This window comes from Actinomadura luteofluorescens (genome assembly GCF_013409365.1).
Taxonomy (GTDB): domain Bacteria; phylum Actinomycetota; class Actinomycetes; order Streptosporangiales; family Streptosporangiaceae; genus Spirillospora; species Spirillospora luteofluorescens.
In genome coordinates this window covers 6608239-6634590 of the sequence record NZ_JACCBA010000001.1, presented here as the reverse complement: position 1 = coordinate 6634590, position 26352 = coordinate 6608239, and the positions used below count along the sequence as shown (strand labels likewise).

23 protein-coding genes and 1 pseudogene are annotated in these 26352 nt (G+C 74.1%); 19 read left to right on the top strand and 5 right to left on the bottom strand.

The window, feature by feature from the left end:
- Positions 1-149: 149 nt before the first annotated feature.
- From BJY14_RS30930 to BJY14_RS30915, 4 genes are all read left to right on the top strand, one after another.
- Entirely contained in the window at positions 150-1538 is a 1389-nt protein-coding gene (locus tag BJY14_RS30930; protein ID WP_218905660.1) for a hypothetical protein, read from the top strand.
- A gap of 203 nt (positions 1539-1741) precedes the next feature.
- On the top strand, positions 1742-1912 hold the full coding sequence (locus BJY14_RS30925; protein ID WP_179846845.1) for an FxSxx-COOH-like cyclophane-containing RiPP peptide: 171 nt from the start codon (positions 1742-1744) through the stop codon (positions 1910-1912).
- Positions 1913-2010: 98 nt separating this feature from the next.
- The gene (gene fxsT / locus BJY14_RS30920; RefSeq protein ID WP_179846844.1) at positions 2011-5916 is read left to right on the top strand and encodes an FxSxx-COOH system tetratricopeptide repeat protein; all 3906 of its coding nucleotides are present in this window, start codon (positions 2011-2013) and stop codon (positions 5914-5916) included.
- Between the two features lie 29 nt (positions 5917-5945).
- Positions 5946-6872 carry a hypothetical protein gene (locus tag BJY14_RS30915; RefSeq protein ID WP_179846843.1) on the top strand — a complete coding sequence of 309 codons (927 nt, stop codon included), beginning with the start codon at positions 5946-5948 and terminating at the stop codon, positions 6870-6872.
- 6 nt (positions 6873-6878) lie between these two features.
- Here BJY14_RS30915 and BJY14_RS30910 read toward each other — a convergent pair whose 3' ends face one another.
- The 3 genes from BJY14_RS30910 to BJY14_RS30900 form a co-directional block, all read right to left on the bottom strand.
- Positions 6879-9284: a hypothetical protein gene (locus tag BJY14_RS30910; RefSeq protein ID WP_179846842.1), complete on the bottom strand. Its 2406-nt coding sequence runs from the start codon at positions 9282-9284 to the stop codon at positions 6879-6881.
- Between the two features lie 62 nt (positions 9285-9346).
- Positions 9347-10354 (bottom strand): ATP-binding protein, encoded by a 1008-nt coding sequence (locus BJY14_RS30905; protein WP_179846841.1) that lies wholly within the window; start codon positions 10352-10354, stop codon positions 9347-9349.
- A complete protein-coding gene (locus tag BJY14_RS30900) occupies positions 10351-11319 on the bottom strand; it encodes a hypothetical protein (protein ID WP_179846840.1) in 969 nt (322 codons plus the stop codon). Before BJY14_RS30900 ends, BJY14_RS30905 begins: the two co-directional genes overlap by 4 nt.
- 196 nt (positions 11320-11515) lie before the next feature.
- On the opposite strand from BJY14_RS30900, the gene BJY14_RS30895 reads away from it, so the two are divergent.
- The 10 genes and pseudogenes from BJY14_RS30895 to BJY14_RS30850 all read left to right on the top strand — a co-directional run bounded on the left by BJY14_RS30895 (position 11516) and on the right by BJY14_RS30850 (position 18315).
- A complete protein-coding gene (locus BJY14_RS30895; protein WP_179846839.1) occupies positions 11516-12883 on the top strand; it encodes an HEXXH motif domain-containing protein in 1368 nt (455 codons plus the stop codon).
- The gene (locus BJY14_RS30890; RefSeq protein ID WP_179846838.1) at positions 12880-14055 is read left to right on the top strand and encodes an FxsB family cyclophane-forming radical SAM/SPASM peptide maturase; all 1176 of its coding nucleotides are present in this window, start codon (positions 12880-12882) and stop codon (positions 14053-14055) included. Before BJY14_RS30895 ends, BJY14_RS30890 begins: the two co-directional genes overlap by 4 nt.
- 144 nt (positions 14056-14199) lie before the next feature.
- Positions 14200-14685 (top strand): Asp23/Gls24 family envelope stress response protein, encoded by a 486-nt coding sequence (locus BJY14_RS30885; RefSeq protein ID WP_372505463.1) that lies wholly within the window; start codon positions 14200-14202, stop codon positions 14683-14685.
- Positions 14682-15158, top strand: a complete 477-nt coding sequence (locus tag BJY14_RS45790) for a hypothetical protein (protein WP_246396174.1) — start codon at positions 14682-14684, stop codon at positions 15156-15158. The genes BJY14_RS30885 and BJY14_RS45790 overlap by 4 nt, the downstream gene beginning before the upstream one ends.
- 30 nt (positions 15159-15188) lie before the next feature.
- On the top strand, positions 15189-15392 hold the full coding sequence (locus BJY14_RS30875; protein WP_218905659.1) for a hypothetical protein: 204 nt from the start codon (positions 15189-15191) through the stop codon (positions 15390-15392).
- Positions 15389-15742, top strand: a complete 354-nt coding sequence (locus BJY14_RS30870; RefSeq protein WP_179846836.1) for an Asp23/Gls24 family envelope stress response protein — start codon at positions 15389-15391, stop codon at positions 15740-15742. Before BJY14_RS30875 ends, BJY14_RS30870 begins: the two co-directional genes overlap by 4 nt.
- The gene (locus BJY14_RS30865) at positions 15739-16347 is read left to right on the top strand and encodes a DUF6286 domain-containing protein (protein WP_179846835.1); all 609 of its coding nucleotides are present in this window, start codon (positions 15739-15741) and stop codon (positions 16345-16347) included. Before BJY14_RS30870 ends, BJY14_RS30865 begins: the two co-directional genes overlap by 4 nt.
- On the top strand, positions 16347-16925 hold the full coding sequence (locus tag BJY14_RS30860) for an alkaline shock response membrane anchor protein AmaP (RefSeq protein WP_179846834.1): 579 nt from the start codon (positions 16347-16349) through the stop codon (positions 16923-16925). Before BJY14_RS30865 ends, BJY14_RS30860 begins: the two co-directional genes overlap by 1 nt.
- A 125-nt stretch (positions 16926-17050) precedes the next feature.
- A pseudogene (locus tag BJY14_RS30855) lies at positions 17051-17416 on the top strand (alpha/beta fold hydrolase); the annotation flags it as partial.
- Between the two features lie 23 nt (positions 17417-17439).
- The gene (locus BJY14_RS30850; RefSeq protein ID WP_312879481.1) at positions 17440-18315 is read left to right on the top strand and encodes a helix-turn-helix domain-containing protein; all 876 of its coding nucleotides are present in this window, start codon (positions 17440-17442) and stop codon (positions 18313-18315) included.
- Positions 18316-18325: 10 nt separating this feature from the next.
- Here the strand turns inward: BJY14_RS30850 and BJY14_RS30845 are convergent, their stop codons facing one another.
- Positions 18326-21232 carry a helix-turn-helix transcriptional regulator gene (locus BJY14_RS30845; RefSeq protein ID WP_179846833.1) on the bottom strand — a complete coding sequence of 969 codons (2907 nt, stop codon included), beginning with the start codon at positions 21230-21232 and terminating at the stop codon, positions 18326-18328.
- A gap of 108 nt (positions 21233-21340) precedes the next feature.
- Between BJY14_RS30845 and BJY14_RS30840 the strand changes: the two genes are divergently transcribed.
- The 3 genes from BJY14_RS30840 to BJY14_RS30830 are packed head-to-tail and all read left to right on the top strand — an operon-like array spanning position 21341 to position 23510.
- Entirely contained in the window at positions 21341-21943 is a 603-nt protein-coding gene (locus BJY14_RS30840; protein ID WP_179846832.1) for a dihydrofolate reductase family protein, read from the top strand.
- Between the two features lie 44 nt (positions 21944-21987).
- Positions 21988-22593 (top strand): dihydrofolate reductase family protein, encoded by a 606-nt coding sequence (locus tag BJY14_RS30835; protein WP_179846831.1) that lies wholly within the window; start codon positions 21988-21990, stop codon positions 22591-22593.
- Positions 22590-23510: an NAD-dependent epimerase/dehydratase family protein gene (locus BJY14_RS30830; protein WP_179846830.1), complete on the top strand. Its 921-nt coding sequence runs from the start codon at positions 22590-22592 to the stop codon at positions 23508-23510. The genes BJY14_RS30835 and BJY14_RS30830 overlap by 4 nt, the downstream gene beginning before the upstream one ends.
- Positions 23511-23532: 22 nt before the next feature.
- Here the strand turns inward: BJY14_RS30830 and BJY14_RS30825 are convergent, their stop codons facing one another.
- Entirely contained in the window at positions 23533-24660 is a 1128-nt protein-coding gene (locus tag BJY14_RS30825) for a hypothetical protein (protein WP_179846829.1), read from the bottom strand.
- A 455-nt stretch (positions 24661-25115) separates the two neighbouring features.
- Between BJY14_RS30825 and BJY14_RS30820 the strand changes: the two genes are divergently transcribed.
- Together BJY14_RS30820 and BJY14_RS30815 are read left to right on the top strand one after the other, a co-directional pair.
- A complete protein-coding gene (locus BJY14_RS30820) occupies positions 25116-25502 on the top strand; it encodes a hypothetical protein (RefSeq protein WP_179846828.1) in 387 nt (128 codons plus the stop codon).
- Positions 25499-26164, top strand: a complete 666-nt coding sequence (locus BJY14_RS30815; protein ID WP_179846827.1) for a hypothetical protein — start codon at positions 25499-25501, stop codon at positions 26162-26164. Before BJY14_RS30820 ends, BJY14_RS30815 begins: the two co-directional genes overlap by 4 nt.
- Positions 26165-26352 lie beyond the last annotated feature (188 nt).

Below are 26352 nucleotides of genomic sequence, written 5' to 3'. Positions count from 1 at the left end.
CCCGCATCACTCGCGCGGGACGCATTTCGGGCGACTGAAACAGGCATATCTGACTTCAGCGGAGGTTGCCGGATTCGGTCAGGTGGTAAGTCGGGGGATATCGCGCCGGGGTTTCCGGGGGAGGCGATCATTTTTTATGATGTCCTCGGGTGAGGGGGTCCGTCGATCCGGACGCCGGCGCGCCCCTCGAAGGCGCCGCCGGCCCGTGGAACGGAGTACGCCTTTTGGGTGCGCGCACAACGTGGAAACGGCTGTCGCGGATCGTTCCCCTCATCGTCGTCGGGGCGCTCTTCGCCACGATGGCCGGGCTCGGCGCGGGCGCCCTCGTCCATCCGGGTGATCTCGCGGGCTCGGCCTGGTACTCCCTGCTCGCCGGGTTCCTGCTGGCGATCGGCCTGTACGGGAGCACGCACGAGATCGACCTCGGGGCGCTCAGGCAGGACGCCCGGGGCGTGCTGGTGGCCGTCACGCTCGGCGTGGTCATCAAGGCGGCGCTGATCGCCGGGGTGATGCTCCTGGTGTTCCACGACGCCCGCTACCTCGTCCTCGGCATCGCCGTCGCGCAGATCGATCCCCTGTCGGTGGCCGCGATGCGGGCGAACAGCCGGATGACGCCGCGGGCGAAGGCGCTCCTGTTCGCCTGGGCATCGTTCGACGATCCCGTGACGGTGCTCCTCTCCCTCTACTTCTCGATCCTCGCGTTCCGGCTCTCGGGGCGGGCGGGGTCGCCGCAGGCAGGGCCGTCGGGGGACGGGCTCGGCGCCTACCTGTCCGATCTGGGGTTGAACCTCACGCTGGTGGCCGCGGTCTACCTGGTCCTCGGCACGGTGCGGAACCTGCGGACGCCCGCGGGGTACGCCCCGGCCCCGGGGGTCACCTTGACGCGGGCCGCGGCGATGCCCGCGGAGCGGGGCGCGCAGGCGGGCGGGCGGTTCGCCGATCTGCTGTCCCTGGTGGTGCTGGTGGGCGTCCTCCTGGTCGCGGCCCAGTGGATGCTGATGCTCGCCGTGGCCCTGATCGGCCTGTTCTTCAGGATCGGGACGTACGCGAAGGTGATCGACCGCGCCGTGGCGATCGCCTTCCTGGTCGCCTCCTTCGCCCTCGGCCTGCTGCTGGTGAACGGCGTCGACCTGCTCCCCGCGCTGGTGCTGGGCTTCGCGGCGTTCGGCGCGCAGGCCCTCATCTCGCTGCTCGTCGTGCCGGTGCTGAAACACGGGCTGAGCCGCCGCGACCGCGTCCACCTGGCCCTCGGCCAGCAGAACGGGATCACCGCGATCATCCTGGCGCTGGCGCTGGAGCCCGACTTCCGGGGCACCGTCGGAGTGGTCGCGCCGGCGATCCTGGTCGTGAACGTCCTGCACTACGCCTCCAACGGGGTGCTCAACCGGCTCTCCGACGATCCGCCGCCTCCTCCGGAGGTCGAGCGCGAGGCGAGCGCGCCGTCGCTCGGCGCGCTGTCCGGCACCGCGCCGGATCCCGGTCCGTCCACGCAGGCCGACGCGTGCGCCTTCGCTCCCGGCGCCGACCCGGAAACGTGATCCCGCCCGACGAGCGCGACGCGGGCACGTCCCGCGAATCGCTCCCGGCCGAACACGGAAAACGCGCCATGGGACATAGTCGTCATTGCGGGATGAGGCTAGCCTCGTCCATGCCCATGCGGGATGGCGGAAGTGGCCCCGATCCGTACGGCCGAATTCGGTCAGCCCCAAAGAACTGCCGTACCAGCCGAATAGAGTGATCGATGGACGATGCGAGTGAGGAACTCCCCACCACCATCATCGATGTGACCGAGTTCGATCTCGATCAAATGGACGCGCTGCCGAGCGAGGCCCTCCGCAGAGCGGTCAACCGCATCTATTGCGAGAGCCTCCAGGAATCGGCCTTGTATCTCACGTTCAATGCGCGAATATGAAAGGGTTGTGCGAACTGTCGCGAATGTTTCAGTTGTGAGCGGCGTCCGCGGCGCGGGCGACGGCCCGCCGCCGGGCGCGAGGTCCCGAAGGAGCCGCGTTGGTCCCCCACGTTCCGCCGCGCAGCGGCCCGCCTGACGTCATCGCCTTCACCTCGCCGGAGCGCGGCGCGGGCTGCACCACCGCCCTCGCGAACCTCGCCTGGATGCTCGCGCTCGCCGGCCGCGCCGTGCTCCTGGTCGACGGCGACCTGGCGTCGCCCGCCCTGGAGGAGCACGCGAGGACGTTCGCCGGCAACGGCTCCGCCGAGGCGGGGCTCCTCGACCTCGCCCGCGAATCCGGCTCCGGCGGGCGAGGCTCCGCGGGCGAGCTCGATCTGCTGCCCGTCCTGCGGCACCGGGAGCCGCCCGGCCCGCCGATCACCGGACGGGTGGACCTCCTCCCGGCGCACGGCTCCGGCGGCGCCCGCGGCCACTGGACCGAGCTGGAGACCCACGACCTCCTCGGCTTCGCCGCCGCCCTCCGCGACGGGCTGCGGCGCACCTCCTACGACCACGTGCTCGTCGACGCCGCCGGCCTCCCCGCGGAGGCCCTGGCGAGGCTCGCCGACACCGTCGTCATCGGGGTCAGGGCCGACTCCGGCGGCATCGCGGCCGGGGAGGCGCTCGCCCGGGAGGTGAAGGCCACGGCGGTCCCCCGCCTGCTCCCGCTGCTCATGCAGGTGGAGGACGCGTCGTCCCTCAGCGTGCGCAGCGAGGCGGGCGTGGCGTTCGCGTGGCTGTTCCCCGGCACGACGCCGCCCGCGGCGCGCACCGCCTACTGGCGGCGGATGGCGGTTCCCAAGGCCGCGGACGCCGCCGTCGCCGACAGGCTCGCCGTGTTCGCCGGTGACCGGGCGGGCTCCGCGCTGCTCACCGCCTACCGGGACGTGCTCCGCACGATCCTCGACGACGAGGGGTTCGATCCGCCGCGGGCGACGGCTGAGGCGGTGGAGGCGTACCGGATCCGCGTCGGCGCGGACGACGTCCTGCGGACGCGCCACTACCGCGTGGTCTACGAGCCCGCCCAGCGCGCCTGGGCCGACTGGCTCGGCGTCCAGTTCCGCTCGACGCACCTGCGTCCCGCCGGGCATGACCCGGTCCGCGACGACGACGTCGTCATCGTCATCGGCCCCGAGGCGGCCGGGGCGGCCGGGGCGGCCGCGCCCGCGACGCCGGTGTCCGGCGGTCACTGGTACCTCCGGCTGTCCCCCGAGGACCCGGCCCCGGGCGTCCCGCCCTCCGCGCGGATCGACCTGTTCGCGCTGGGCGAGCCGGCCGCCCGCGACGAGCTGTTCCAGCGGCTGATGCCCTCGCGGATGCCGCCCGTCCCCCGGGAGGCCCCGGGCGATCCCCGGTTCCCGGCCCGGGCGCCCGCGTACCGCCGCCTGCCCCCGTCCGCGGGCGCCTTCGTCGAGCGCGGCGGGGAGATCGAGCGGATGCGCGACGCGCTGCTCGGCTCCGACCGCGACGGCATCTACATGATCAACGGCGCGGCGGGCACCGGGAAGAGCAGGCTCGCCCTGGAGTACGCCCTCCGGTTCTCCGGCGACTACGACGCGATCTGGTGGATCACCGCGGCGTCGCCCGGCAGCGTCCGGGCCGGCCTCACCGCCATGCACGAGGCGGTCGAGGCCCGCGGCGGCCGCCGTCCCGCCTCCGCCGCGGGCGACCCGGTCGCGCAGTTCGTCCGGGAGGAGGTCAACCGCGCCGGCACCTGGCTGCTGATCTACGACAACGTCGAGCGGGCCGACGACCTGGCCGGCCTCGTGCCCGAGACCACCCGCGGGAACCACGTCGTCATCACGGGCGGGGACGTCGAGACCCTCAGGACCGGAACGCTGGTCCGCCGGGTCGAGAAGACCACCCGGGCGGGGCCGTTCACCCGGGCCCAGAGCCGTGAGCTGTTCCGCAGGAGGGTGCCCGCGCTCACCGACGAGCACATCGACCGGCTCGCACGGCGCATGCGCGACCTCCCCCTGAACGTGGCGCTGGCCGCGGCGTGGGTGGAACGCCACGCCGACTGGAGGCAGCGCGGCGCCGCCCGTCCCGTGACGCCGGGCCCCGGGACGGCGACGGCCGTGGGGGCCTACCGCGAGATGGAGGCCGTCGAGGACGCGGTCGAGACGTTCACCAGCCTGTTCGACGAGGGCGCCGCGGCCGCGTGGGGCGCTCCCGGGGCCCCGCCGGACGACGCCGCCCACCGCGACGAGGCGGACCTGCTCACCGCCCGGATCGTCCTCGGGCTGACCCTCGACGCCCTGCGCCAGATCGACTCCGGCGGGGCCGCCGTTCACCTGATGCGGATGGCGGCCTTCCTGTCCCCCGACGGCGTGGGGCGCAGGCTGCTGTTCTCCCCCGCCATGCTCGCCGCGCTGGAGGCGCACTGGCCCGACCTCGCCGAGGACTCCGTGCGGCTGGAGGCGCTGCTCGTCCGGCTGACCCGGTACGGCCTGGCCGAGGTGGACTACGAGCTCGGCGGGGAACTGCGCGTCCACCGGATGGTCCAGAAGATCGTCCGGGACTCGCTGCATGGCGGCGAGCGGGACCGGGTGACCGCCGAGGTGCACCGGGTGCTCGCCGCGTACGCGCCCGCCGACGCCGAGGTCGACAGGCCCTACCACGCCGCGACGTTCGCCGAGCTCCGGCGGCACCTGTTCGTCAGCGAGGCGCTCGCGAGCGGGGACCGGCCCGTCCGCCGCTGGCTGGCCTGCCACGTGCGCCACCTGTACCTGGCCGGGGACGTCAACGACCGCGAGCTCGGCCTCGACGTCGCCGAGCGGCTGTCGGCCGACTGGCGCGAGCGCGTGGGCGCCGACGATCCGCTGCTGCTGCGCGTCGAGGTGCAGCGCGCCAACCTTCTGCGGGCGCTCGGCCGTTTCGAGGAGGCGGCGGCCGTCTCCGAGGACGCGCTCAACCGGCAGATGCGCCTCGGATACGCCGACACCCGGACGCTGATGAGCGCGCGGGGGTACGGCGCCGACCTGCGCCAGGCCGGCGACTTCGCCTCGGCGCTCGTCCGCGACCGCGCGACGCTGCTCGGGCTGCGCCGCGAGCTGGGCGACGACCACGAACTCACCCGGGCCGCCGCCATGAACCTCACGCTGTCGCTGGCCCTGGACGGGCAGGACGCCTCCGTCCAGGAGGCGCTGGCGATCGAGCGGCGCGAGCGGCGGCGGCAGCGGCGGGTGGACCCCGGCGACCGGGAGACGTTCGCGATCTCCGCCTACAAGATCGGCGCGCTCCTGCGCCGCCTCGGCCGCTACGACGACTCGGCCCGGGAGCTGACGCACTCGGTCGTCATCCTCCACGAGCTCTACCGGGACGACCCCGCCCACCTCCATCTGCTGTGCGCCCAGCGGCAGCAGCGCATCACCCGCCGGCACCGGCCCGGCGACCCCGAGGCGCGCGCCGACGACAGGGACGAGCTGCGCAGGCTGCTGAAGATCCACCTGGACTTCCATCCCGGCGAGAACTACGAGACGCTCGCCTGCCGGCTGGCCGTCGCCGCGGCCGAGCACGCCTGCGGCGCGTACGAGGCCGCGCGCGACGAGGCGGGCCGGGCCGTGGTGGGCTACCTCGGCCTGTACGACGAGCGTCACCCGTTCGTCCAGCTCGCCCGCTGCAACCTGTCGGTCTACACCCTCGCCCTCGGCGACGCCGACCTCGCCGGGGAGCAGAGCGCCACCGCCCTGGAGCTGCTGCGCGAGAGGCTGGACGACGACCATCCGTACGTGGTGGGGGCGCTGGTCGACCAGGCCAACGCCCTGATGGCCCTCGGCCGCTTCGGCGAGGCCCTCGACTGCGACGAGCAGGCCGAGGAGCGTCTCGCGTCCTGCTATCCCGACGACGGGCATCCGTGGGCCCTCGCCGTGCGCGGGAACCTCGCCCACACCCGGGCGCGGCTGCGGAAGGAGGCGCCGGGCACCGAGCGCCGCGCGTTCCAGTGGGACGCGCCGCAGATCTGAGACCGTCCACACCCCGGAGAGGAGACCGAGTGAGCGAGACCCCGAGGACCATCACGCGGCGTGCGGGGCACGTCGACGCGAGCGCCGGAACGCTGCTGCTGGAGCACACGGTGAAGGAGGTCTTCGAGGGGGCCGCCGGGCTGGCGCACACCGCGAACTTCATCGACGGCATGTTCAGGTTCGCGGTGGAGGACGCGGACCTGGCACCGGAGGACCGCAGGCTCCACGAGCAGATCGGCGGCCGGCTCGGCCCGACCTTCGCCAAGATCGACTCGTGGACGGCGCCGCTGGACAGCGGACGGCTCATCCGCCTGGTCGTGTCCTGCGACACCGGAGGCGTCTACTACATCTCGCTCCGCCCGGGGGAGACCCAGTTCGGCGTCGCGCGGGAGGGCGCGCCGGTCGAGACCGGCGACCGGCAGATGGCGCAGATCTCCGACCGGGTGCGCGAGCTCTACTCGCTGGGCCCCGAGAACCTCGGCGGCTACGGCACCTTCGTCCCGGCGCTCCCGGACGTCCCCGAACCGGCGCCCGTCCTGTTCGAGGCCCCGGGCGCCGACGCCCGCCTGGTGGAGCTCGCCCGGCGGCGGGTCTCCCCGCTCGACCTGCACTACGTCTCGGGCCACCGCGGCGGCGAGCACCTCTTCAGCACCGACGTCCTCACCGACGACAGCCTCGGCACGTACTTCCGCAAGGTGTCGGTCGCCGAGCACAGGAAGCGCTACGAGGAGATCTTCCTCTTCTCGCGGGAGCTCGTCCGTTCCCTGACGTACCGGCTCAGGCCCGCTCTGCGGGGGCGCCTGACCCGGCTCGTCATGGACGTCGAGCAGGGGGCGCTGTACTACCGGTGCCTGCCGGACGACCTGGCGCTCTTCGGGGTCACCCTGCGCCAGAACAACGTGTGGGACGCCGACAGGCGCCTGGAGACGATCATCGAGGAGTACACCGGCGGCTGACGCCCGTCAGGCGGGAGAGGGGCCCGGCACGGCGCCGGGCGGCGGGCCGGAACCGCCGGCCGCGTCGTCGGCGGCGCTGAGGACGTTGCGCTTGACGCTGCCGCTCAGCCCGCCCAGGCTGTCCACGATCGCGACCTGGGCGACCGAGCCGCTCAGGCCGGGGACCGCGTCGTCGGACAGGCTGCCGAGCTGGCTCAGCGCCGACAGCGGCACGGCGTCGTAGCTGGCGTCGAACGCCTCGCACAGCCGGTCCAGGCGCGCCCGGTCGTCGGCGGTGGGGCCGGGCCGGGACCGCACGCCGGCCAGCCAGCCGGCGACCGACTCCTCGAACGAGGCCACGAGCCGCCGCAGGACCACGCTCACCCCGATCGCCTCGAAGATCTCGTAGCGGCGCAGCCGGTAGCCGAGCATGGCGCCGGCGGTGGCGGCGTCGTCCCGGGACAGGTCGAAGGAGCGCCCGATGTAGGCGTCGACGTCGTCGATCGCGGCGAGGGATTCGCGCGCGCGGGCGAAGACCCGGACCACGGCGTCCGGCAGCCCCCGTCCGGGCGGCTCGGGCTCGGCGGCGGCTCCGGCGGGCCCCGCGGGCGGGTGCGCCAGGTCCCTCCTGATCGCCTGGAGCTGCCGGTCGGCCTGCTGGCGGATCTGCTCCACCTGGCTCTGCAGGTTGAGGAGGTGGTCGTGCGACGCGGTCACCTGCCGCCTGATCCGCTCCATCGAGTCGTGCATCACCGCGATGTCGTCGTCGGAGGCGGCGGGGCCCGCGCGGGGACCGATGATCTCCCGGTTCAGCTCGTCGAGGCGGGCGGTGAGGACGTCGTTGAACCGGTCGGCGAGGTACACGATCGGCGGGGCGCCGCACGCCTGGGTCAGGGAGGGGCGGATCTCCTCGCTGAGGAACCCCGTCACCACGACGACGCGGCGCTTCGGGCTGTTGCTGCGGATGGCCCGGACGCGGCCGATCAGCGACTCGGCCTCGTCGGCCTGCACCAGCGGCGCGCTCACCACGATCGCGCAGCCCGCGCGGTCCTGCCCGGGGGGCATCGGGATCCAGAAGTCGGGCCGCTCGCGCTCCGGAAGCAGGGGATAGCTCGTCTCGGCCGGCCAGCCGCGGCCGTTGAGGATCTCCGAGACGTTCGAGAGGAGGTCGTCCAGCGACACCACGTAGCCGAGGTTCTCCTGCCGCGCCGCCGTGTGGACGGCGGGCGCGTCCACCCGCGCGGGCGGCACGGTGACCTGGAAGCTGCGGTAGCAGAGCCTGACGACCTGCCGGGGGCTGCCGCCGGTGAGGCGGTGGATCGCGTCGCAGGCCGACTGCTCGAACGGTTCGAGCACGCCGCCCTGGCGGAGCCGGACGTACTCGGCGATCTGCCCGCCGTCGAGGGGGGACGGCGAGATGCGGGTGCGTATCCGGGACTTGACGTCCTTGGGGAGCTGGTCGAGATATTCGGGCAGACCGCCGAGGACGAGGAGCCCGCCGCTCTCCACGAACGTGCGCAGCAGCTTGTGGAACGACTTCAGGGTGTCCGCCGTGTTCGCCATGTCGGGCAGGAGCGGGTCGGGACGGCCGAGGAGCTTCTCGATGTCGTCGATGACGAGGGCGAAGTGCAGCCCCTGGCGTCCGTAGAGGCTGGTGAGCGCGCCCATGCAGTCCAGCATCTGGGCGTTGGTCGACAGGGCCCCGGTGATCCCCTGCTCCTGGAGGCGGGCGTCGGGCGGCGCGCCGCTCGCGAGCCAGTCCATCACCGCGAGGGCGAGCTGCACGTCGGCCAGCAGGGCGAAGGCGGTGCCGAACTGCTTGTTCCCGGTGACCTGCCAGAGCCGCTCCTGGAGCTGCCTCGGCACCCTGGCGGCCAGCCCGGCCTGCCGCGCGACGGTCCGGGGGTCGAGGCCGGGGTCGCGGCCCTCCAGCGCCGCCGCCTGTTCGGCCAGGTGGGGGAAGTCGATCCGGAGCCGCTCGGCGACCACGTCGGCGTAGTAGCCGAGGGCGACGTCCTTGAGCTCGTCGGGGTGGAACCTGGTGATGAAGGAGGCCCGGTACAGCGTGCCGAAGTCGGAGGCCTGCGCCGACAGGTAGATGATCTTGCGCGGGATCGCGGCGCCGGGCGGCGGGTGGCGTAACCGGTGGATCAGGGTGTTGAGCAGGTGCGTCTTGCCGGTGCCCGCCTCGCCTGAGACGGCGATGACCTCGCCGTTCGCGCCGGTGGAGGACGCCCGCACGGCCTCGTCGTCGGTCAGTTCCCGCGGGTCGCCGGCCGCGGCCTCGCCGCCGCGCCGGCCGGGGCCCTGCTGGGAGCGGACGTCACGCCAGAGGATCAGGCTCCGCGCGAGGTAGTCGTCGACCACGCGCCGCACGGTGAGGATCGCCGGGGTGTCGAGGCTGGCCACCTCTCCCGGCAGTTCGCCCAGCATCGCGGACGCCCCGGGAGGGAAGGGATTGCGCCGTGCCGCCGGTGACGGCTCATGATCAGCAGTCATGAGGAGCCCGTTTCTTCGCTCGGCGGGGCCAGGATGAACTGGGACGCCAGATCACTGTAACTCACATCGCGGGGGCTGTCAGCCCTGATGATCTGTTCGAAGATCTCCACCAAGCCGTCGACCAGCAGCCTTATCGTCATGCGCCCGTCATAGGCGGTCATAATCGCCTTGATATGGTCTTCCCGAATATTCAGTGATTCGCGACAGTCCGTTTTCTGGTAGAGGCGCCGCCGGACGAATTCCCAGCCGTCCTCGACGGACAGCGGGCGGGGACGCAGCGGGACGACGGAGATGTTGCCGTCGAACGGCGGGTGCTCCTGGTCGGCGTCCTCGTCCTCGAGCTCCGCGAAGAACAGCATGCAGGGCTGGACGACGTCGGCGTAGAACCGCACGTCCTGCAGGCTCGTGGACCGCGGGAGGAGGACCATGACCAGCGGCTCGTCGCCGTCGGAGCCCAGGCCGATCTCGGACAGCACGGCGGCCGCCTCGGCCTTCGCCCGCTCCGCGGTGAGGCCCTCCTGCTCCTTGAGCCGGTTGACCTCCACGATCACGCTCTGGAGGCGGTCCAGCCGGCTCCGGTTCTCCGAGAAGTGCCGGCTCTGCATCAGTTCCCAGCAGATCTTGAACACCAGTCCCAGCATCCGCCGCTGCGGCGTCCTGACCGATCCGGTCAGGGATCTCTCGTCGATGACCCGCAGCTCGACCGGGCCGGCGAGTTCCTTCAGGAAATGGGCGCACCTGCAGATGAGGGAGGTCTTGCCCGTGCCCTGCATCCCGTGGACGAAGACGAGATGACCCCTGTCGCGGATCATTTCGATGTCGTCCAGTTCGCGTTTGAACGCCGAGAAGCACGTGGTGAACGAGCGGGTCTCCACGTAGTAGCCCGCGTGCTTGCCGACGCGGTGGGGCTCCAGGGCGAGGGGCGGCCTGTCGGCGTACCGGACCAGACGCAGCGGATTGCCGTCCGAGAGGCGCCCGTTTCCCTGCCGCGCGCCGCCCGTCACGAGGGGACCTTCTGCCGGAGGACGAACCAGCGGAGGACCGGCGGCCGCCACGGGTGCTCCAGAGCGCGCGCGGCGCCGCCTACCTGGGCGTCGATCCGGTGGACGAGGGCGACCACCGTCGCGTGCCTGGTCTCTCTGTCCTCGTCGCTCAGGCCGTCCCACCCCGCGACGAAGGCGGTCTCCATCTCGTCCGGGGCGAGCGCGGCGAGCACCGGCGACAGGGTGCGCCACCAGGGGTGGCGGGCCTTGATCTCCTCCAGGCGGAGCGCCAGCGCCCGCGCGGAGTCGCGCAGGGCCTGGGGGGACGGCAGCCCGGCCTTCCCGCGGCGCTCGGCGTAGTCGCTCGCCGCGACGAGGAATTCCCTGCCCAGCCTCCGCAGTTCGAGCCCCTCCTTGCGGCCGCGGTCCACGGCCGCCCTCCATTCGGTGGTGAAGAGGGTGAGCAGGGCACCCACCAGGAGCGGACCGATAACCTTTCCGGCCGACACCCAGGCCGGTGTCCCCTTCTTCTCCTTCTCCCGCGCAACGGTCTGGGCCGCGATCAGGGCGTCACAGGCGCGGTCGAATTCCGTTCTGTGACGTACGGCCCAGGCCTGTAGTTCGGCGGCGCCGGGAGTGCGAGCGGCCGGAGTCGGCCACGGCGACGCCCCGGACGAAGCCGGCGGGGCGGGCGAGGCGGTGGGGGCCGGAGTCCTCGGCGGTGTGCCGGTGGGCGCCGGTGCGGGCGCGGCTCCCGGGACGGGGAACCCGAGCGCCATGAGGGCGGTGGCCATCTGGCCGGGGCGGGACAGGCAGTACACGGTGGCGGCCTCCCGCCGGTCCCCTGTTCCGGGCGACGCCGCGGATAAGGGCGGTGGAACGTCCGATAACGAGGGCGAGATTTCCGCGGCCGCGCCGAAGGGGCGGCTCGCGCACCCGATGAGCAGCAGACCGGCCGTGCAGAAGAACAGCCTGCGAACACTCATTGATCGTCCTCCGCGGCCAGAATAGCGCGCCGGCGCCGTCCGCCGGGGACAATGCCACGGACTCGCCACCGGACGGCAAGGGCGCGATGCGCGGCGGGCGCGCGCGGGACGGGCCGGCGACGTTTAACGATCACGGGATGCGGACTAAAATGCTGGTGATGGGGTGTTCGGCGAAAGGCCGGCCTTTATGACGTTGATGAATCATTCCTTTTCCGGTGCCGATTTCGACTCGCTCGCCTCGGGAATGGCGTCGTCCGGTGCGATCGAATCGCTGGGAGCGATCCAGCACAGCCGGAACCTGCTGCTGCTGCGCTCCGTGGTGGACGCCGCCCGCCGGACCGGCCACCCGGAGGCGGAGGCGGCCCGGCACGGCTTCGAGCAGCTGATGGAGCTGAAGCGGCGCGTCCCGGGCGCCGCCGCGGCGGTCATCACGCACCCCTCGACCGGTGGGTGGGGCCTGCACGCGCTGCGCGTCCTCCAGGGCGGGGCCCCCGACGAACCGGCCGGCGCGCGTCCCGCGCAGCTCGCGGGGATGGCGGCGGCCGCGGCGGTGCGCGGACGCTGCGCGGGGACGTTCACCGTTCCGGTCTCCCGCGGAGTGGTCACCCTTCCCTCGGTGGGCGTTCTCACGGCGCCCGAGGACGCGGGGACGGTGCGGATCGTCCATGACGGCAGGGAGGTCGTCGCCACGGCCGGACGGACGAGCTCGCCGATCCCCGCTGACGGGACCCCGGACGCGCCGGGCTGGCGGGGGCTGCGCACCCTGCGCGCGCCGTCCGCCGGACGGGCCGAGATCGAGCTCCTGCTCGACGATGTGGACCCGTTCCGCTTCCCCGACGCGTCGTCCGACGGGGCCGAGCGCCTCTCCGAGGCCGCCGTCGCCGAGCTGGAGCGGACGCTCGGCGAGACCTGGGAGCTGCTGACGCGCCATCACGGCTCCAGCGCGCGCGAGTTGTCCGGCACGGTGTCCACGCTCACGCCACTGCGCTCCCCCATCGGCACGTTCCGCAGCGCCACCTCACGGGAGCACTACGGCTGCGTAGCGCTGTCCCTGCCGGTCGACCCGACGCAGCTCGCGGTCACGCTCGTCCACGAGGCCCAGCACGGCAAGCTGGCGGCGGTCATGGACGCGGTGAAGCTGCTGCCCGGGGACGACGACCGCCGGTACTACGCGCCCTGGCGCCCGGATCCGCGGCCGTTCTCCGGGCTGCTGCACGGCACCTACGCCTTCCTCGGCGTCGTGCGGTTCTGGCGGCGGCAGCGCTGGCTGGAGCGGGGCGAGCGCGCCATGGCGGCGCATCTTGAGTACGCGCACTGGCGCGAGGCGGTGCGGCTCGGGCTCGTCCAGCTCTGCTCCCACGACCGCCTGCCCGCGCTCACCGTGCGGTTCGTCCAGGGCATGCGGCACGTGCTGGACCAGTGGCGGGCCGAGCCGGTCCCCGGGCCGGCCGCCGCGCTGGCGGCACGGCGGTTCGACGCGCACCGCGAGCGCTGGATCGCCGCCAACGGGCCGCTGCCCGGCTGCCTGCGGACGGTCCGCGACCTGCCGGATCCGGTCGCGTGAGCCCGCCCGCGGCACGGGAGGCGCTGCCCTTCCGGGAGTTCATCCTCAAGATCCACAGCCGCTGCAACCTGGCCTGCGACTACTGCTACGTGTACGAGATGGGCGACCGGAGCTGGCGCGACCGCCCGGTCACGATGCCGCCCGAGGTGGTCGACGCCGCCGCCCGGCGCATCGGTGACCACGTCCGCGCGCACGCGGTTCCGGGCGTCGACATCGTGCTGCACGGGGGCGAGCCGCTGCTGGCGGCGCCGCCCCTCATCGAGCGGGTCGTCCGGTCGGTGAGCGCCGAAGGCGTGTCGGCGTCGTTCTTCGTGCAGACGAACGGCACCCGGCTGACCGACGACCGCCTCGCCCAGCTCGACCGGCTCGGCGTCCGGATCGGTGTGAGCGTGGACGGCGACGCCGCCGCCCAGGACAGGCACCGCCGCCTGCCGGACGGCAGAGGCAGCCACGCCTCGGTGGCGGCCGCGCTGGACGCCCTGGCCGCCGGCCCGTACCGGCACCTGTTCTCCGGCATCCTCTGCACGATCGACCTCCGCAACGACCCGGTCGCGACCTACGAGGCGCTGCTGCGCCACCGCCCGCCCCGCGTCGACTTCCTGCTCCCGCACGGGAACTGGTCGGCGCCTCCCCCGGGGCGCGCCGAGGGGTCGCCCGCCACGCCGTACGCCGACTGGCTCATCGCGATCTTCGACCGCTGGTACGGCGCGGCGGAGCCCCCGGCGGACGTCCGGACGTTCAGCGACCTGCTCACCCTGCTGCTCGGCGGGACCGTCGGCAACGAGGCGCTCGGGCTCGGCCCCGTGCGGTACGCCGTCATCGAGACCGACGGCGCGATCGAGCATTCCGACCTGCTCAGGCCCTTGACCTCGGCGCCCGCCGGCACCGGCCTGAACGTCCTGCGCGACTCCCTGGACGCGGCGCGCGCGCTGCCGGCCGCCGTCGAGCGGCAGCGCGGCGCGGCGGCCCTGTGCGAGCGGTGCCGGGCCTGCCGGTTCGTCGCCGTGTGCGGAGCGGGCCTCCAGGCCCACCGCTACCGGCACGGGACGGGCCTGGACAATCCCACGGTCTACTGCCCGGACATGATCCGTCTCATCGGGTACGTGCGCGACCGCGTGGCCGCGGACCTGGCGACCGCGACCCGCCCCTCCGGGGGCGGCCCCGCGGCCTGAGGGCGCGTCCGTCGCCCGTCGAGCCCGGCCTCGCCCGTTCACCGAACTTAGTTCGGCATTGACCCACTCTTTGGCCATATAGCCGTTTTGGGTAACGCTCCCGGAGCATCATCCGCAGGTCAGCCGACGCATGGCATGGGGGGCATCGTGAGTCAGGACGACAGGCGAGGAGCCGAGCAGGCCGCGGTCGGGACGAGGCGCAAGCGGGGCGCCGACGGGGGGTCGAGCGAACTGATCACGTCCAGCGGCAGCACCAGGATCGCCGACGACGTGGTGGCGAAGATCGCCACGATGGCCGCCCGGCAGGTCGGCGGCGTGTACGAGATGGGCGCGGGCATGTCCCGGACGATCGGATCGGTCCGGGAGCGGATCCCGGGCGTGACGGCCGACAGCACGCAGGGCGTGGCCGTGCAGGTCGGTGAGCGCCAGGCGGCCGTCGACATCGACCTCGTCGTGGAGTACGGGCTGTCCATCCCGGACCTGGCCGCCGCCGTGCGCACCAACGTCGCCAACGAGATCGAGCACATGTGCGGCCTGGAGGTCGTCGAGGTGAACATCACCGTGGACGACGTCCATGTGGCCGGCGAGGAGCCTCCGGAGCCGCAGCGCGAGGAGTCCCGAGTCCGATGATCTCCTGGACGGACGTGGCGGGCGCGTCCCGCCCCGCCCCGCCCGGCCGGCCGTTCGCGGCCGGCGGCACGGGGTGGGGCGAGCCCGGATTCGCCGCCGAGGCGTCGCGGCCGGACGTCCCGCCCGGCGGGAGGACGTCCGCGGGGACCGGCGGGGCCGGCGCCCGCCCGGACGCGGCGCCCGGCCGCCGGGAGCCGCTCGCCGAACTGGCGGAGCGGATCGGCGCGGCGGCCATGGCGTGCCCGGACGTCCAGGGGCTCACGGCCGGTCCGCGCGGCTGGATCGCGACCTACCGCGCCGGGCCCCCCTACGCGGGGGTCGCGGTGCACGACGCGGTGGTCGAGGTGGGGGTGGTCGTCCGGTACGGGCGGCCCTTCGCCGAGATCGCCGAGGACGTACGGCGTCTGGTGCGCCCGCTCGCCGGCCGGCGGACGGTGGACGTGGTGATCGGGGACGTGGCCGATGGCGGCTGAGGGCCCCGCCGAGCCGAGAGGGTGATCGAGATGGATGTGCGAGTGCCGTGGCCCGTGATCGGCCTGGTCGTCGGGCTGGCACTGGGGTTCGCCGGGGCGTTCGGCGGCGCCGGCGCGTTCTTCCTCGTCCTGTTCCTCGGCGCGCTCGGCTTCGTGGTCGGCCGGGTCATCGAGGGCAGCCTCGACCTCGGTCAGATCTTCTCGACGGGCCGCACGGGGCGGCGGCCGCGATGACCGAGGACGAGCGGGGCAGGACGACGATCCGTGAACGGTCCGTCGCGCGCATCGTCGCGGAGGCCGCGCAGGACGTCGAGGCGTCCGGCGGGCTGGGCCGGACCATCGCCGGCGTGCCGATCCCCGGGCGGGGGCCCGCCCGCACGGAGGTGCGGGTGCACGGCGACATCGTCACGGCCAAGGTGGCGCTGTCGGTGGCCTACCCGATGCCGGTCCGCGCGGTCGCCCGCGAGGTGCGCCAGAGGGTGCGCGAGCGGGTGGCGGAGTTGACCGGTCTCACCGTCGGTCAGGTGGACATCGAGGTGGCCGAACTCGGGCGGCCCTCCGCGGGCGAGAGGACCGTGCTGTGACCGCCCACGCCGGGGCGCGGCCCGCCACGGAGCCGAGCACGCGGCCGGCCGCGACAAGGAAGGCCGACCGGGCGGCCAGGCACACGTTCCGCTCGCAGCGGGTCGTTCCGGCCCTCGCCGCCGCGCTGCTGATGACGGCGGCCGGCGTGCTGACGGCGATCGAGGTCATCTCGGCGGCCCTGGGCCACCCGGCGCACATCTTCCCCTACGGGTGGGTGCGGGACGCGAACTGGGACGGCGTGTACGCTCGCGCGATCTTCGCCGCCCTGGCGCTGATCGGTGTGTGGTTCGTGCTGGCCGCCGTGCTGCCGGGCAGGTCGCGGATCGTCCCGCTGCACGGGCGGGATCCGAGCCTGATGATGGGCGTGAGCAGGCGGGGGCTCAAGCGCTCCGTCGCCGCCGCGGCCGAAGGCGCGCCGGGGGTGTCGGGCGTCAGCAGGGTCCGGCTGGGGCGCCGGCGGGTGCGGGTCGTCGCGAAGACGCCCGTGCGCGAGCCCACGGGCCTGGACGCGGAGATCACCAGGGCGGTGCGGGAGCGGCTCGACCGGCTCGACCCCCTCCCCGCCCGCTCCGTCGCGGTGCGCATGAAGCACCGGGAGGCCTGATGGACCGCCGCAACGCGCACGTCAACCGCACGGGCCTGGTGATCCTCGGCCTCGTCCTCGCCGCCGCCGGGGGGCTCGGCCTCGCCCGCGGCCTGGGCGCCTTCGGGAAGGCGCGGGCCTCCGGCCCCGTGCTCACCGCGGAGGCGCGCCGCTTCGCCGACGGCCACGGCTGGTTCTGGCCCGCCGTCGCCGCGGTGGCCGTCGTCCTGGCGCTGCTGGGGCTGTCCTGGATGCTCGCCCAACTCCGTTCGAGCCGGGTGCGGGGTCTCTCGCTGGAGCCGGACATCAGGGCCGGCGCGACGCGGGTGGAGGCCAAGGCCGTCACGGACGCGCTGGAGGCCGAGATCGGCGAGTACCCGGGAGTGCGCAGGGCGCGGGCCCTGCTGGTCCGCTCGTCCCAGGGGGCCGGGCTGCGGCTGAGCATCCTCTACGGCCAGGAGGCGGATCCCGCCGAGCTGCGGCGCCGCATCCAGGACGAGGCCCTCCCGCGACTCCACGCCGCACTCGAACGCGAGTCGATTCCCACGGTGGTGCGGCTCAGGCTGACACCCCGCGAGCAGCCCGCGACGGTCGTCTGACGGAAGCCGCTTTCCTCCCGGCGGCTCGGTGATGACCGCCGGGAACATTTGTCCAAGACCGGTGGGCGACCGCCCGTGCATGGTCTCCGTATGACACAGTTCGACGTCGAGCAGTCGCACGGGATGCGCGCTCGGACGCGCTGATCCGCCGCGGCATCGCCGCGACGGCCGCCGGCCCGGTGGACGTCCCGGACGACCTGGTCACCGGCGTGCGGGCCATCACCTACCGGGCGATGAGGACGGTGCTGCGCCGCAACACCGCCTACCTCGCCGAGCGGAGCGTGCCCGAGCGGCTCGCCGCCCTCCGGGTCCCGCTGCTGGTGATCTTCGGTGCGGCCGATCCCCGCTGGGACCCCTCGTCGGCGCACCGGTACGGGGCGGTGCCGGACGCGCGGATCGAGATGCTGCCCGGCGTGGGCCACCTGCCCGTGCTCGAAGCGCCCGGGGCGACCGCCGAACTGCTGCTGGACTTCACGGCGGGGGCCCGCTGACGCCACCGGCCTAGAATGGACGCGTGCCGCCGGCCGGGACGCCACCCGACTGGACGGCGGTGGACATCGCCGTCCCCGCCCCGTCCGTCCGGCTGCCGGGGGTCGCCATGGCCGGGTTCCGGCAGCGCCTCCCCGCGCCCATGGACATCGCGATGGTCGCGCACCCGTCCGTCACCCTGCTCATCGACCTGAGCGACGGGGAAGGCATCGTCTACGGCACCCCCGGCCTGCGCCGGCGCGGCAGCTTCGTCGCCGGGCTCCTTCCGGGCGACCTCCGTGCGGGCGGGCAGGTGGGCGAGTGCCTCCAGATCCGGCTGGGGCCGGTCGCGGCGGCCGCGGTGCTCGGCCCGTCGGCCGAGCTCACCGGGACGGTCGCGTCCCTGGAGGACGTCTGGGGCCGCGACGCCGCCCGGGTGGAGGACAGGCTGCGCGCCGCGGCCTCGTGGGACGAGCGGTTCACGATCGCGGCGGACGTCCTCGGCCGGCGGCCGGGGGGCCGGACGCCGGTCGACCCGGAGGTCGCCCGCACCTGGCTGCGGACGCTCGCCGGCCGGGGGCGGGTCCGGGTCGACGGCCTGGCCGGCGAGGTCGGCTGGAGCCGCAAGCGCCTCTGGTCACGCTTCCGCGCCCAGCTCGGCATCACGCCCAAACGCGCCGCCCGGCTCGTGCGCTTCGACCGCGCCGCCTACCTTCTCGCGGCGGGCCACGCGGCGGCCGGAGTCGCCGCCGAGTGCGGCTACGCCGACCAGTCCCACCTGCACCGCGAGATCAGGACGTTCTCCGGGCTCACCCCCGCGGGCGTGGCCGCCGCGCCGTGGCTCGCGATCGACGACGTCGCCTGGCCGGCTTCCTGGCCGACCCGGATCCCCGCGCGGAACGGCGAACGCCTCCTTCGCTGAACGCGCCGCGTCAGGGCGGGCCGTCCAGAAGGCCGGACTCGCGGGCCTTGGCGGCGGCCTGGGTGCGGGACGCGGCGCCGAGCTTGGTGAGGATCCTGGTGACGTGGGTGGCGACGGTGTTGGCGGAGATGAAGAGTTCCGCGGCGATCTGCTGGTTCGTCCGTCCGCCCGCGAGGAGGCGCAGGACGTCGAGTTCGCGTGGGGTCAGGCCGAAGGCGTGGTCGGGCGTGCCGCCCTCGGCGTCGGTGAGGCGGCCGCGGGCCGCCAGGTCGTCGATGCGCGCCCGCAGCGGCGCGGCCCCCAGGTCGGCGGCGATGGCGCGCGCCTCGCGCAGCCGGGACCGGGCGCCGGGACGGTTGTTCGACGCGAGCGCGACGGCCGCGGCCTCCGCCAGCACCGCGGCGGTCTCGTGGCGGTTGCCGAGATCGCGCCAGGCCGCGGCCGCCGCGTCCCAGGCGGGCAGTCCGCCGCTCCCCGTCAGCGCGCGGAAGGTGAGGCGGAAGGCGTCGAGCACCGGGGTGGAAGTGCGCACCGAGCCGAGCATGCGGGCGAGGTCCGCGAGCCGCTCCGCGGTCTCGGCCTGGACCCGCCGGTTCCGCGGCGCGGCCGCGCGCCGGGCCCGTTGCACGCGTGCGCCGAGCACCGCGAGCCGTGCCGTCTCCTGAGGCGGCCAGGCGTCCAGCGCCGTCGCCAGATGCTCGCCCACGATGTGGTCCGCCGCGTCGAGGTCGTCCTCGTCGAGCGCGCGGGCGAGGCGCAGCAGGGCCAGCCAGGCCTTCGCCTCCGCCGCGCCGACGGTGTGCACGGCGAACTCTGTGATCTGGCGCAGGAGCGTCCCGCCCAGCTCGCTCTGACCGCGCCGGTGCGCGATGTCGGCGGCGATCAGGCGCAGGTACGCGACGTACAGCGGGGGCGGCGCCAGGGCGAGGGCCTCGTCGACGACGTGCAGGGCCTCGTCCCAGCGCCCCAGGAACAGCAGGGGGACGGCGCGGGCGTTGGCGAGCATGCTGCCGCGGGACCGGGCCTGGCCGAGCCGTCCGGCGGCCGACTGGCCGGTGCGGGCGAGTTCGACGGCCTCCTCGTACCGCCCGGCGTCGCACAGGAAGGTCGACTCCCACTGGAAGGTGGTCAGGAACGTGTACGCGTCACCGGCCGCGTCGGCGGCACGACGGGCCTCGGCGAAGGCGCTCGCCGCCTGGTCCAGGTCACCGTCCGTGCCGTGGAGCGCGCCCAGCACCAGCAGGGCGGGCGCGCGCAGGGCGTCGTCGCCGAGGCGGTCGGCGATGTCCAGGGCCTGCGTGGCGTGCCCCCGGCAGTCGTCGAGGTCGAGCGCCATGAACTCCACGAACGCCAGGGCCGACAGCAGCCGGGCGCGCAGCTCCCGCGACGCCCCGGGCGGCGCCAGCGCGACCGCCCGGCGCAGGTCGTCGCGCCCCCCGCCGTTGATACGGCTCTGCAGCCGGCCGCGCAGGCCGAGCAGCCGGGCCGCCCGCTCCGGTTCCACCGCCGGGTCCACCTCGTCCAGCGCCGCGGTGCCGTACGCGACGCCGGCGCCCGACCTGCCCGCGTTGAACGCAGCCGTGGCGGCGCGTTCCAGCACGTCCGTCCGGCCGGCGCCGATGGCCTCGGCCGGCTCCGGCACCTTGGGCCAGTGCTCCAGGACGAGCCCCAGCAGGTGGAGCTGCTCGTCGTAGGCGTTCTGGCGGCCGGCGCGCTCGGCGGCGCGCCATGCGGCGGGCAGTGCCCGCTCGAACTCGCCCGCCGCCGTCCAGTGCTGGGCCAGGGCCGTGGCGCTCACGGTGGGGTCTGCGGGCGCGGTGGGGTCGGCGGGCGCGGCGCGGCCGGCGAGGGCGGCGGCGTACCGGGCGTGCATGCGCCGCCGCCGGGGCGGCGGCAACGCGTCGTACACCGCCTCGCGGATGAGGTCGTGGCGGATCGCGTACCCGTTCTCCCGCGCCACCACCAGCTCCCGTTCGGTCAGGTCGACGAGGGCGTCCCCGAGCTCGCGGGCGGGCCCTCCGGCGACCGCGCGGACGAGGTCGTCGTCCAGCTCGGCGCCCGCCACCGCCATGGCCTCCAGCGCCTCGCGGGCCGGATCCGGCAGGTCGGTGACGCGGGCGAGCAGGAGCGTGCGCAGGTCGCCCGGCGGCGTCTCGCCCGCGGTGCTCAGCGCCTCGACGAACAGCGGGTTGCCGCCGCTGCGCCGGTGGACGCGGACGCTGCGCGCCGGGTCGGGCTGCCGCCCGTCCACGGCCGCCAGGAGCGCGGTGACGTGCCGGGGCTCCAGCGGGCCGAGGACGACGTGCGCCACCGCGCCGCCACGGGCCAGCTCGGCCAGCGTCCGCCGGTTCGGATGCCGGGCGGCCAGTTCGCCGGTGCGGACGGTGCCGACCAGCAGCACCGCGGCGCCCGCCAGGTTGCGGGCCAGGTAAGCGAACATCTCGCGGCTCGACGCGTCCGCCCAGTGGAGGTCCTCGACCAGCACGACGACGGGCCGTGCCTCCGCCGCGCGGGCCAGCAGCGTCAGCATCTCCTCCAGCAGCCTGGCCGGCCCGTACCGCGCGGGCGCCGGGCCGAGGTCGGGCAGCAGGTCGCCGAGCGCGGCCCCGCCCGGCGGGAGCAGCGCCGCCACCCGGTCGCGGCCGAGGCGGCGCACCAGATCGCGCAGGACGGCGACGAACGGTACGTACGGGGCGCCCTCGGAGCCGAGTTCCAGGCATCCCCCGGACAGCACCAGCGGATCGCCGGGCAGCTCCCCCGTCGCCGTGGCCACCAGCCGCGACTTGCCGATGCCCGCCTCCCCGCCGACCAGGACGGTCGAGGGGCCGCCCGCCCGCGCCCTCTCGTAGGCCGCACGCAGCACGGCGATCTCGTCGTCCCGTCCGACCAGCACGGGGCTGACGACAGAACCGGTCATCGCCCCCTCCAAGCCCGGACCGGATGTCACCAACTCTGACGACGACAGCCTGCCATCGGTGCCGCCACTGTGAAGGGGTATTACCCACGACCGAAAAGGAACCGTCCGATGACCGGACAGAACGCCCATCGCACGGTCACCGCCAACATCACGCTGTCCCTGGACGGCCGGGTGAACGGCCCCGGCGGCGAGTACGACATGAGCTGGATCGTCCCCCACGCCATGACGTCGGCGTCCCGCGACCACATGGTGGCGGTCACCGGCACCGCCACCACCGCCCTGCTCGGCCGCAAGAACTTCGAGGGCTTCGCCGGGTTCTGGCCCGCCGTCGCCGACGACGACAGCGCCGACCCGCGGGACCGGGAGTTCTCCCGCTGGCTCAACGCGGTCGAGAAGGTCGTCTTCTCCGGCACGCTCACGGAGGCCGCCTGGGACAACGCGCGCCTCGCCGGCACCGACCCGGTCACGGCGGTCAAGCGACTGCGCGAGCAGGAGGGCGGCGACATCATCGTGCTGGCCAGTTCCAGCGTGATCCGCGGCCTCCTCCAGGCGGGAGAGGTGGACCGGCTGAGCATCACGCTGTGCCCCGAGCTCGTCGGCGGCGGCGCCCGGCTGTTCCCCGACGGCCCGTCCGCGTCGTGGACGCTGACCTCCAGCCAGGTCACCGAGAGCGGCGCGATCTGCCTGCTCTACGACCGGGCCGACCGCTGAACCGCATCCAACGCACGCACTCCAACGTCAACGAAGGTGAAGACATGAGCAGGGTTCTCAGCGCCCATGCCGTCTCGGTGGACGGCTACATCAGCGGCCGCACCCCCGAAGGAGAGAAGGAACTCGACCGCGGTCTCGGTGACGCGCCGATGCTCTTCGACTGGTACTTCGACGGGGACACGCCGAGCGGCGAGTTCGACGGGTTCAAGCTGAGCGAGGAGAGCAGGCGCGTCTTCGACACTGCCGCGGCCCGCGTGGGGGCGGTGGTGGCGGGGCGCGTCACCTGGGAGCACTCCGGGCGCTGGGGAGGCGACGGCCCCCACCCGACGGCACCGCTCTTCGTCCTCAGCCACGGGCCCGTTCCCGGGATCGGCGAGAAGCAGACCCTCGTCACCGGCGGGATCGAGGACGCGGTCGCGGCGGCGCGCGAGGCCGCGGGGGACAAGGACGTCGCCCTCATGGGCGGCGGGGTGCTGACCTCCGCGCTGGAGGCGGGCCTGGTCGACGAAATGATCCTCCACCAGGTGCCCGTCCTGCTCGGCGGCGGTCACGCCTTCTTCCGCGAGCTTCCCGAGCACGTGAGCCTCCGGCTGCTGGAGGCCGTCGCGGCTCCCGGCGTGACCCACCTCCACTACGAGGTGGCCCGATGATCCTCGTCACCGGAGGGCTGGGCATGATCGGCGCCCACACCGCCCGCGCGCTCACCGACCTCGGGCACGAGGTCGTCGTCACCTCGCACCGCCGGAGCGAGGTCCCGTCCTTCCTCGCCGGACGGGTCACGGTGGAACACCTCGACGTCACCGACCGGGACGCCTTCCTCGGCCTCGCCGACCGTCACGACATCAGCGACATCGTCCACCTGGCAGGCAGCATCCCCGGCGACGACCCGGTCCGCTACTTCCGCACCGACACGACCGGCCTGCTCAACGCGCTGGACGCCGCCCGCGCCTGGGGCGTCCGCAGGTTCGCCGTCGCGAGCAGCCTCGGCGCGTACATCGGCCGTTCCGAGATCCCCTGGCGGGAGGAGCTCGCGCTCCCCACCGCGGACCTGCCGCACCTGATCATCGCCTTCAAGAAGGCCGTGGAGCCGCTCACCACGCACGCGCTCCAGGGCAGCGGCGTCCAGCCGGTCGTGCTCCGGATCGGGACCATCTGGGGGCCGCTCGTCGACCCGGAGTCACCGTTCTTCCACGTCCCGCCGTACATCAGCGCGGTGCTCCGCGGCGAGCGGCCGGCGCCGCCGCACGCCGACGACGGCGGCGACTGCTGCTACGCGCCGGACGCCGGGCGCGCGATCGCCCTGCTGATGGAGGCACCGACCCTGCGGCACGACACCTACAACGTCTCCAGCGGCCGTCCGGTCGCCAACCGCGAGTTCGCGGCCGCGCTCGAGGCGGTCACGCCCGGTCTGCGGCTCGACCTGCTGCCCGGACGGCGGAACGGGCCCGGCGAGGACCCCTACCTCGACATCGCCCGGCTCACCGCGGACACCGGCTTCACGCCGGAGTTCGACGTCGCCACGGCGGTCGCCGACTACGTCGCCTGGCGCGCCGGCAACCCTCGCTGACGAACGCGGTCCGCCCTCCGTGTCAGGTCGTCTGCTCCGGAGGGCGGCGCCGGACGTCCGGGGCGTTGAGGTGCGTGAAGTGCGCGTGGGCGTCGTGGTGACGGCGGGTGGCTTCGGCGAAGGTGTACTGCGCGGCGGCCGCTTCGCCGCGGGCCTCGTAGATCAGCCCCATGCGGACGGTCGCGCCCGGGTGCCCGGCACGGGCGGCGGCACGGTAGTAGGTCTCGGCCCCGGTCGGGGTCCCGGGGTCGTCCCGGCTGCGGTCCTGCCGGTAGCCGGGGAGGGTGAACTCGTAGGCGAGTTCGGCGGCCATGGGCCTGCGCTGGCCCGGCTCGGCGTTGACCAGGACCTTCGCGGCCTCGTCGCCCGCCGCCGCGGCCGACGTCAGCCACGCGTGCGCCTCGGCGGGCCGGTCGTGGCACAGCAGCAGGATCCCCAGCCGGCAGGCCGCGTCGGAGTCACCGCGTTCGGCCGTGTCCAGCAGGTCGATGCCGTGCCGGCCGAACAGGTCGTGGTAGCGGCGATGCGCCCTGGACGGCAGGCCGGGGAGCCAGTGCCCCTCGTCGTCCTGGTCAGGCGGCGCCGCGGGGTCGGGCTCCGGGTCGGCCGGTTCCCCCGGCGGGGACGGCGCGCCGTCCGTGCCCGCGCCGGTTCCGGCCCGCCCACCGCCTTCCGCGCGGGTCCGCTCACCGCGCCGGTCGCCGCCGCGGGTGGAGGCGACCGAGACGGCGACCCGGGCTTCGGCCGGCGGGGCGGGATCGGCGCGGAAGGCGTCCGCCGGCCGCGCCGGCTCCGCCTCCCGGACGGCGCCCGGCCCCGCTTGCGGGCCGGCCAGTTCGTCGCGCATGAGCTGGTAGCGGGCGTGCCAGTCCTGGAGGGTCGCCGGGCCGGGGAAGTCGGGCTCGATACCGGTCTTCTCGACGTAGTGCAGGCAGGTGAGCACGAAGGTGGCCACCCACCCCCAGTCCTGCGGGCCCTGCCGCTGCCGGGACAGCACGTTGCTGATCGCGGTGAGCGAGAGCGGCCGCAGCACGGGGATGCGCTTCTTGTGACCGGCCAGGACCCCGGGCGCCAGCTTGGCCAGCTCCCGGTAGTGGGGCGAGCCGCACGCGTGGGTGAACTGGATCAGGTCGCGCACGAACTCGTCCAACGGGGGGCTCGCTTGCGGGGAGTTGGTCGGCATCCGTCGGCCCTAACGTGAAGATCATCCTTGGCGATAGATCGTTAATCGCTGGAATGCTCTCACTACTGGAACCTTTGCGCGTCAAACAATGGCATGTCATGCCGTTCCGGACTGTTCCGTTCCGTCCCGAGCCGTGCCTTGACGTGGCTTTTTGGGTCGGTCAGTGAGATCCGGAGCAGCCGGGAACGGCACGGAACGCCCCTCCGGCGGAGGTTTGTGTCACGTGACACAGGCCCGTGCGGCACCGAATTGCTTTCACGAAAAAATGGCATGAATGTGACATCTGTCCGGTTCGTTCTGCCGTGCCGTGCGGCCGGCCGTTCCGTTTGTTTCTGATGTCCGGCTCGGCGTGGCCGGAGCCGCCGCGGACTGGCCTACTGGTGCTCCGCAAGATGAGACCGAGCACAGAAGGCGTCCGCGTTATGTCAACGACCAAAGACCCCGCGCCCCGCACCGGCGGCTCATGCCCCCGCCCCTGCCGGGCGCGTCCCGCGCACTCCCGCGCACGAGCGGCGGCGCAGGGACACGGCCAGAGCCCGCAGCACGGGGCGCGTCCCCGGATGGAGACGGCCAGGCCCCTCGTCCCGCGCATCCCCCGCGACGACGAGGAGAGCACGATCCTGATGCTGGCGGCGATCTGGGCGCTGGAGACGGGGCGCGCGCTCCCGGCCGCGCCTCCCTGCCAGATGTCGCGGGACGAGCTGATCGACTTCTGGGCCGATCCCGCCCTGGAGGAGGCCTACACCCCCTCCGGCTCCGGCGGGCCCGCGGCCGGAGGGCGTCGAGTGCGTCCGGAGGCCCGGCGGTGAACTCGATCCCCGCTCGCCGGCCCCGCCCGCCGGTGCGGCTGTCCCCGTCGGTCACCGAGATCCTCACCCGGCCGCCGGACCTCGCGCCGGCGATGCACACCACCCTGGCCGCGATCGACATCGCGGCGTTCGGCGACCGGCGCCGCGACGACGAGATCCAGCTGCGGCTGCGTCGCCAGATGTACGCGCTGCTGGCCGAGGCCTGCGCCATGGGGTCGCTGCCCTGGTGGGACTGCCACCGCGAGGACCGCGGCGACGGCGCCCTGTTCGTCGCGCCGCAGCAGGTTCCGGCGGAGCTGTTCCTCGACCCGCTCGCCCACCACCTGACCGCGGTGCTGCGCCGCTACAACCGGCTCGCCGGCGACGCCGTTCGCCTCCGGCTCCGGCTGGCGGTCCACAGCGGCCTGGTGCACCGCGACGACCACGGCGTGGCCGGCCACGCCGTGGTGCACCTGTTCCGGCTGCTGGAGTCCGGCGCCTTCAAGCGCGCCCTCGACGGCGCCGCGACCGACTTCGGGCTGATCGTCTCCGACCGCCTCTACGGCGACATCACCGGCAGGAACCGCAGCCTCATCGACGCCGGCGCCTACCGCGAGCTCCGCGTCACCAGCAAGGAGACCCGCACCCGGGCCTGGACGTGGTTCCCCACCCCGCGCACCTGACGCGGATCGTCCGGCCGTCGGACGCCTGCCCGGCGGCCGGACGATCCGCTCGAACGACAGGCGTCCGATCTGTCAGATCGCGTGGCTGTCTGTACGAATTCGCTCGGCGAACAGGCTGACAACACGATCTTCTTGTGAACGCGTGAGCGGTCGGGCGACCGTGGTCTCCGTCGCGGGCTTCGCGCCCA

Excerpts from the sequence above, each read along its gene's own strand:
- BJY14_RS30925 (WP_179846845.1), top strand. The coding sequence starts at position 1,742 with ATGGACGATGCGAGTGAGGAACTCCCCACCACCATCATCGATGTGACC.
- BJY14_RS30910 (WP_179846842.1), bottom strand. The coding sequence starts at position 9,284 with ATGCTGGGCGAACTGCCGGGAGAGGTGGCCAGCCTCGACACCCCGGCG.
- BJY14_RS30900 (WP_179846840.1), bottom strand. The coding sequence starts at position 11,319 with ATGAGTGTTCGCAGGCTGTTCTTCTGCACGGCCGGTCTGCTGCTCATC.
- BJY14_RS30895 (WP_179846839.1), top strand. The coding sequence starts at position 11,516 with ATGAATCATTCCTTTTCCGGTGCCGATTTCGACTCGCTCGCCTCGGGA.
- BJY14_RS45790 (WP_246396174.1), top strand. The coding sequence starts at position 14,682 with ATGATCTCCTGGACGGACGTGGCGGGCGCGTCCCGCCCCGCCCCGCCC.
- BJY14_RS30875 (WP_218905659.1), top strand. The coding sequence starts at position 15,189 with ATGGATGTGCGAGTGCCGTGGCCCGTGATCGGCCTGGTCGTCGGGCTG.
- BJY14_RS30870 (WP_179846836.1), top strand. The coding sequence starts at position 15,389 with ATGACCGAGGACGAGCGGGGCAGGACGACGATCCGTGAACGGTCCGTC.
- BJY14_RS30860 (WP_179846834.1), top strand. The coding sequence starts at position 16,347 with ATGGACCGCCGCAACGCGCACGTCAACCGCACGGGCCTGGTGATCCTC.
- BJY14_RS30845 (WP_179846833.1), bottom strand. The coding sequence starts at position 21,232 with ATGACCGGTTCTGTCGTCAGCCCCGTGCTGGTCGGACGGGACGACGAG.
- BJY14_RS30840 (WP_179846832.1), top strand. The coding sequence starts at position 21,341 with ATGACCGGACAGAACGCCCATCGCACGGTCACCGCCAACATCACGCTG.
- BJY14_RS30835 (WP_179846831.1), top strand. The coding sequence starts at position 21,988 with ATGAGCAGGGTTCTCAGCGCCCATGCCGTCTCGGTGGACGGCTACATC.
- BJY14_RS30830 (WP_179846830.1), top strand. The coding sequence starts at position 22,590 with ATGATCCTCGTCACCGGAGGGCTGGGCATGATCGGCGCCCACACCGCC.
- BJY14_RS30820 (WP_179846828.1), top strand. The coding sequence starts at position 25,116 with ATGTCAACGACCAAAGACCCCGCGCCCCGCACCGGCGGCTCATGCCCC.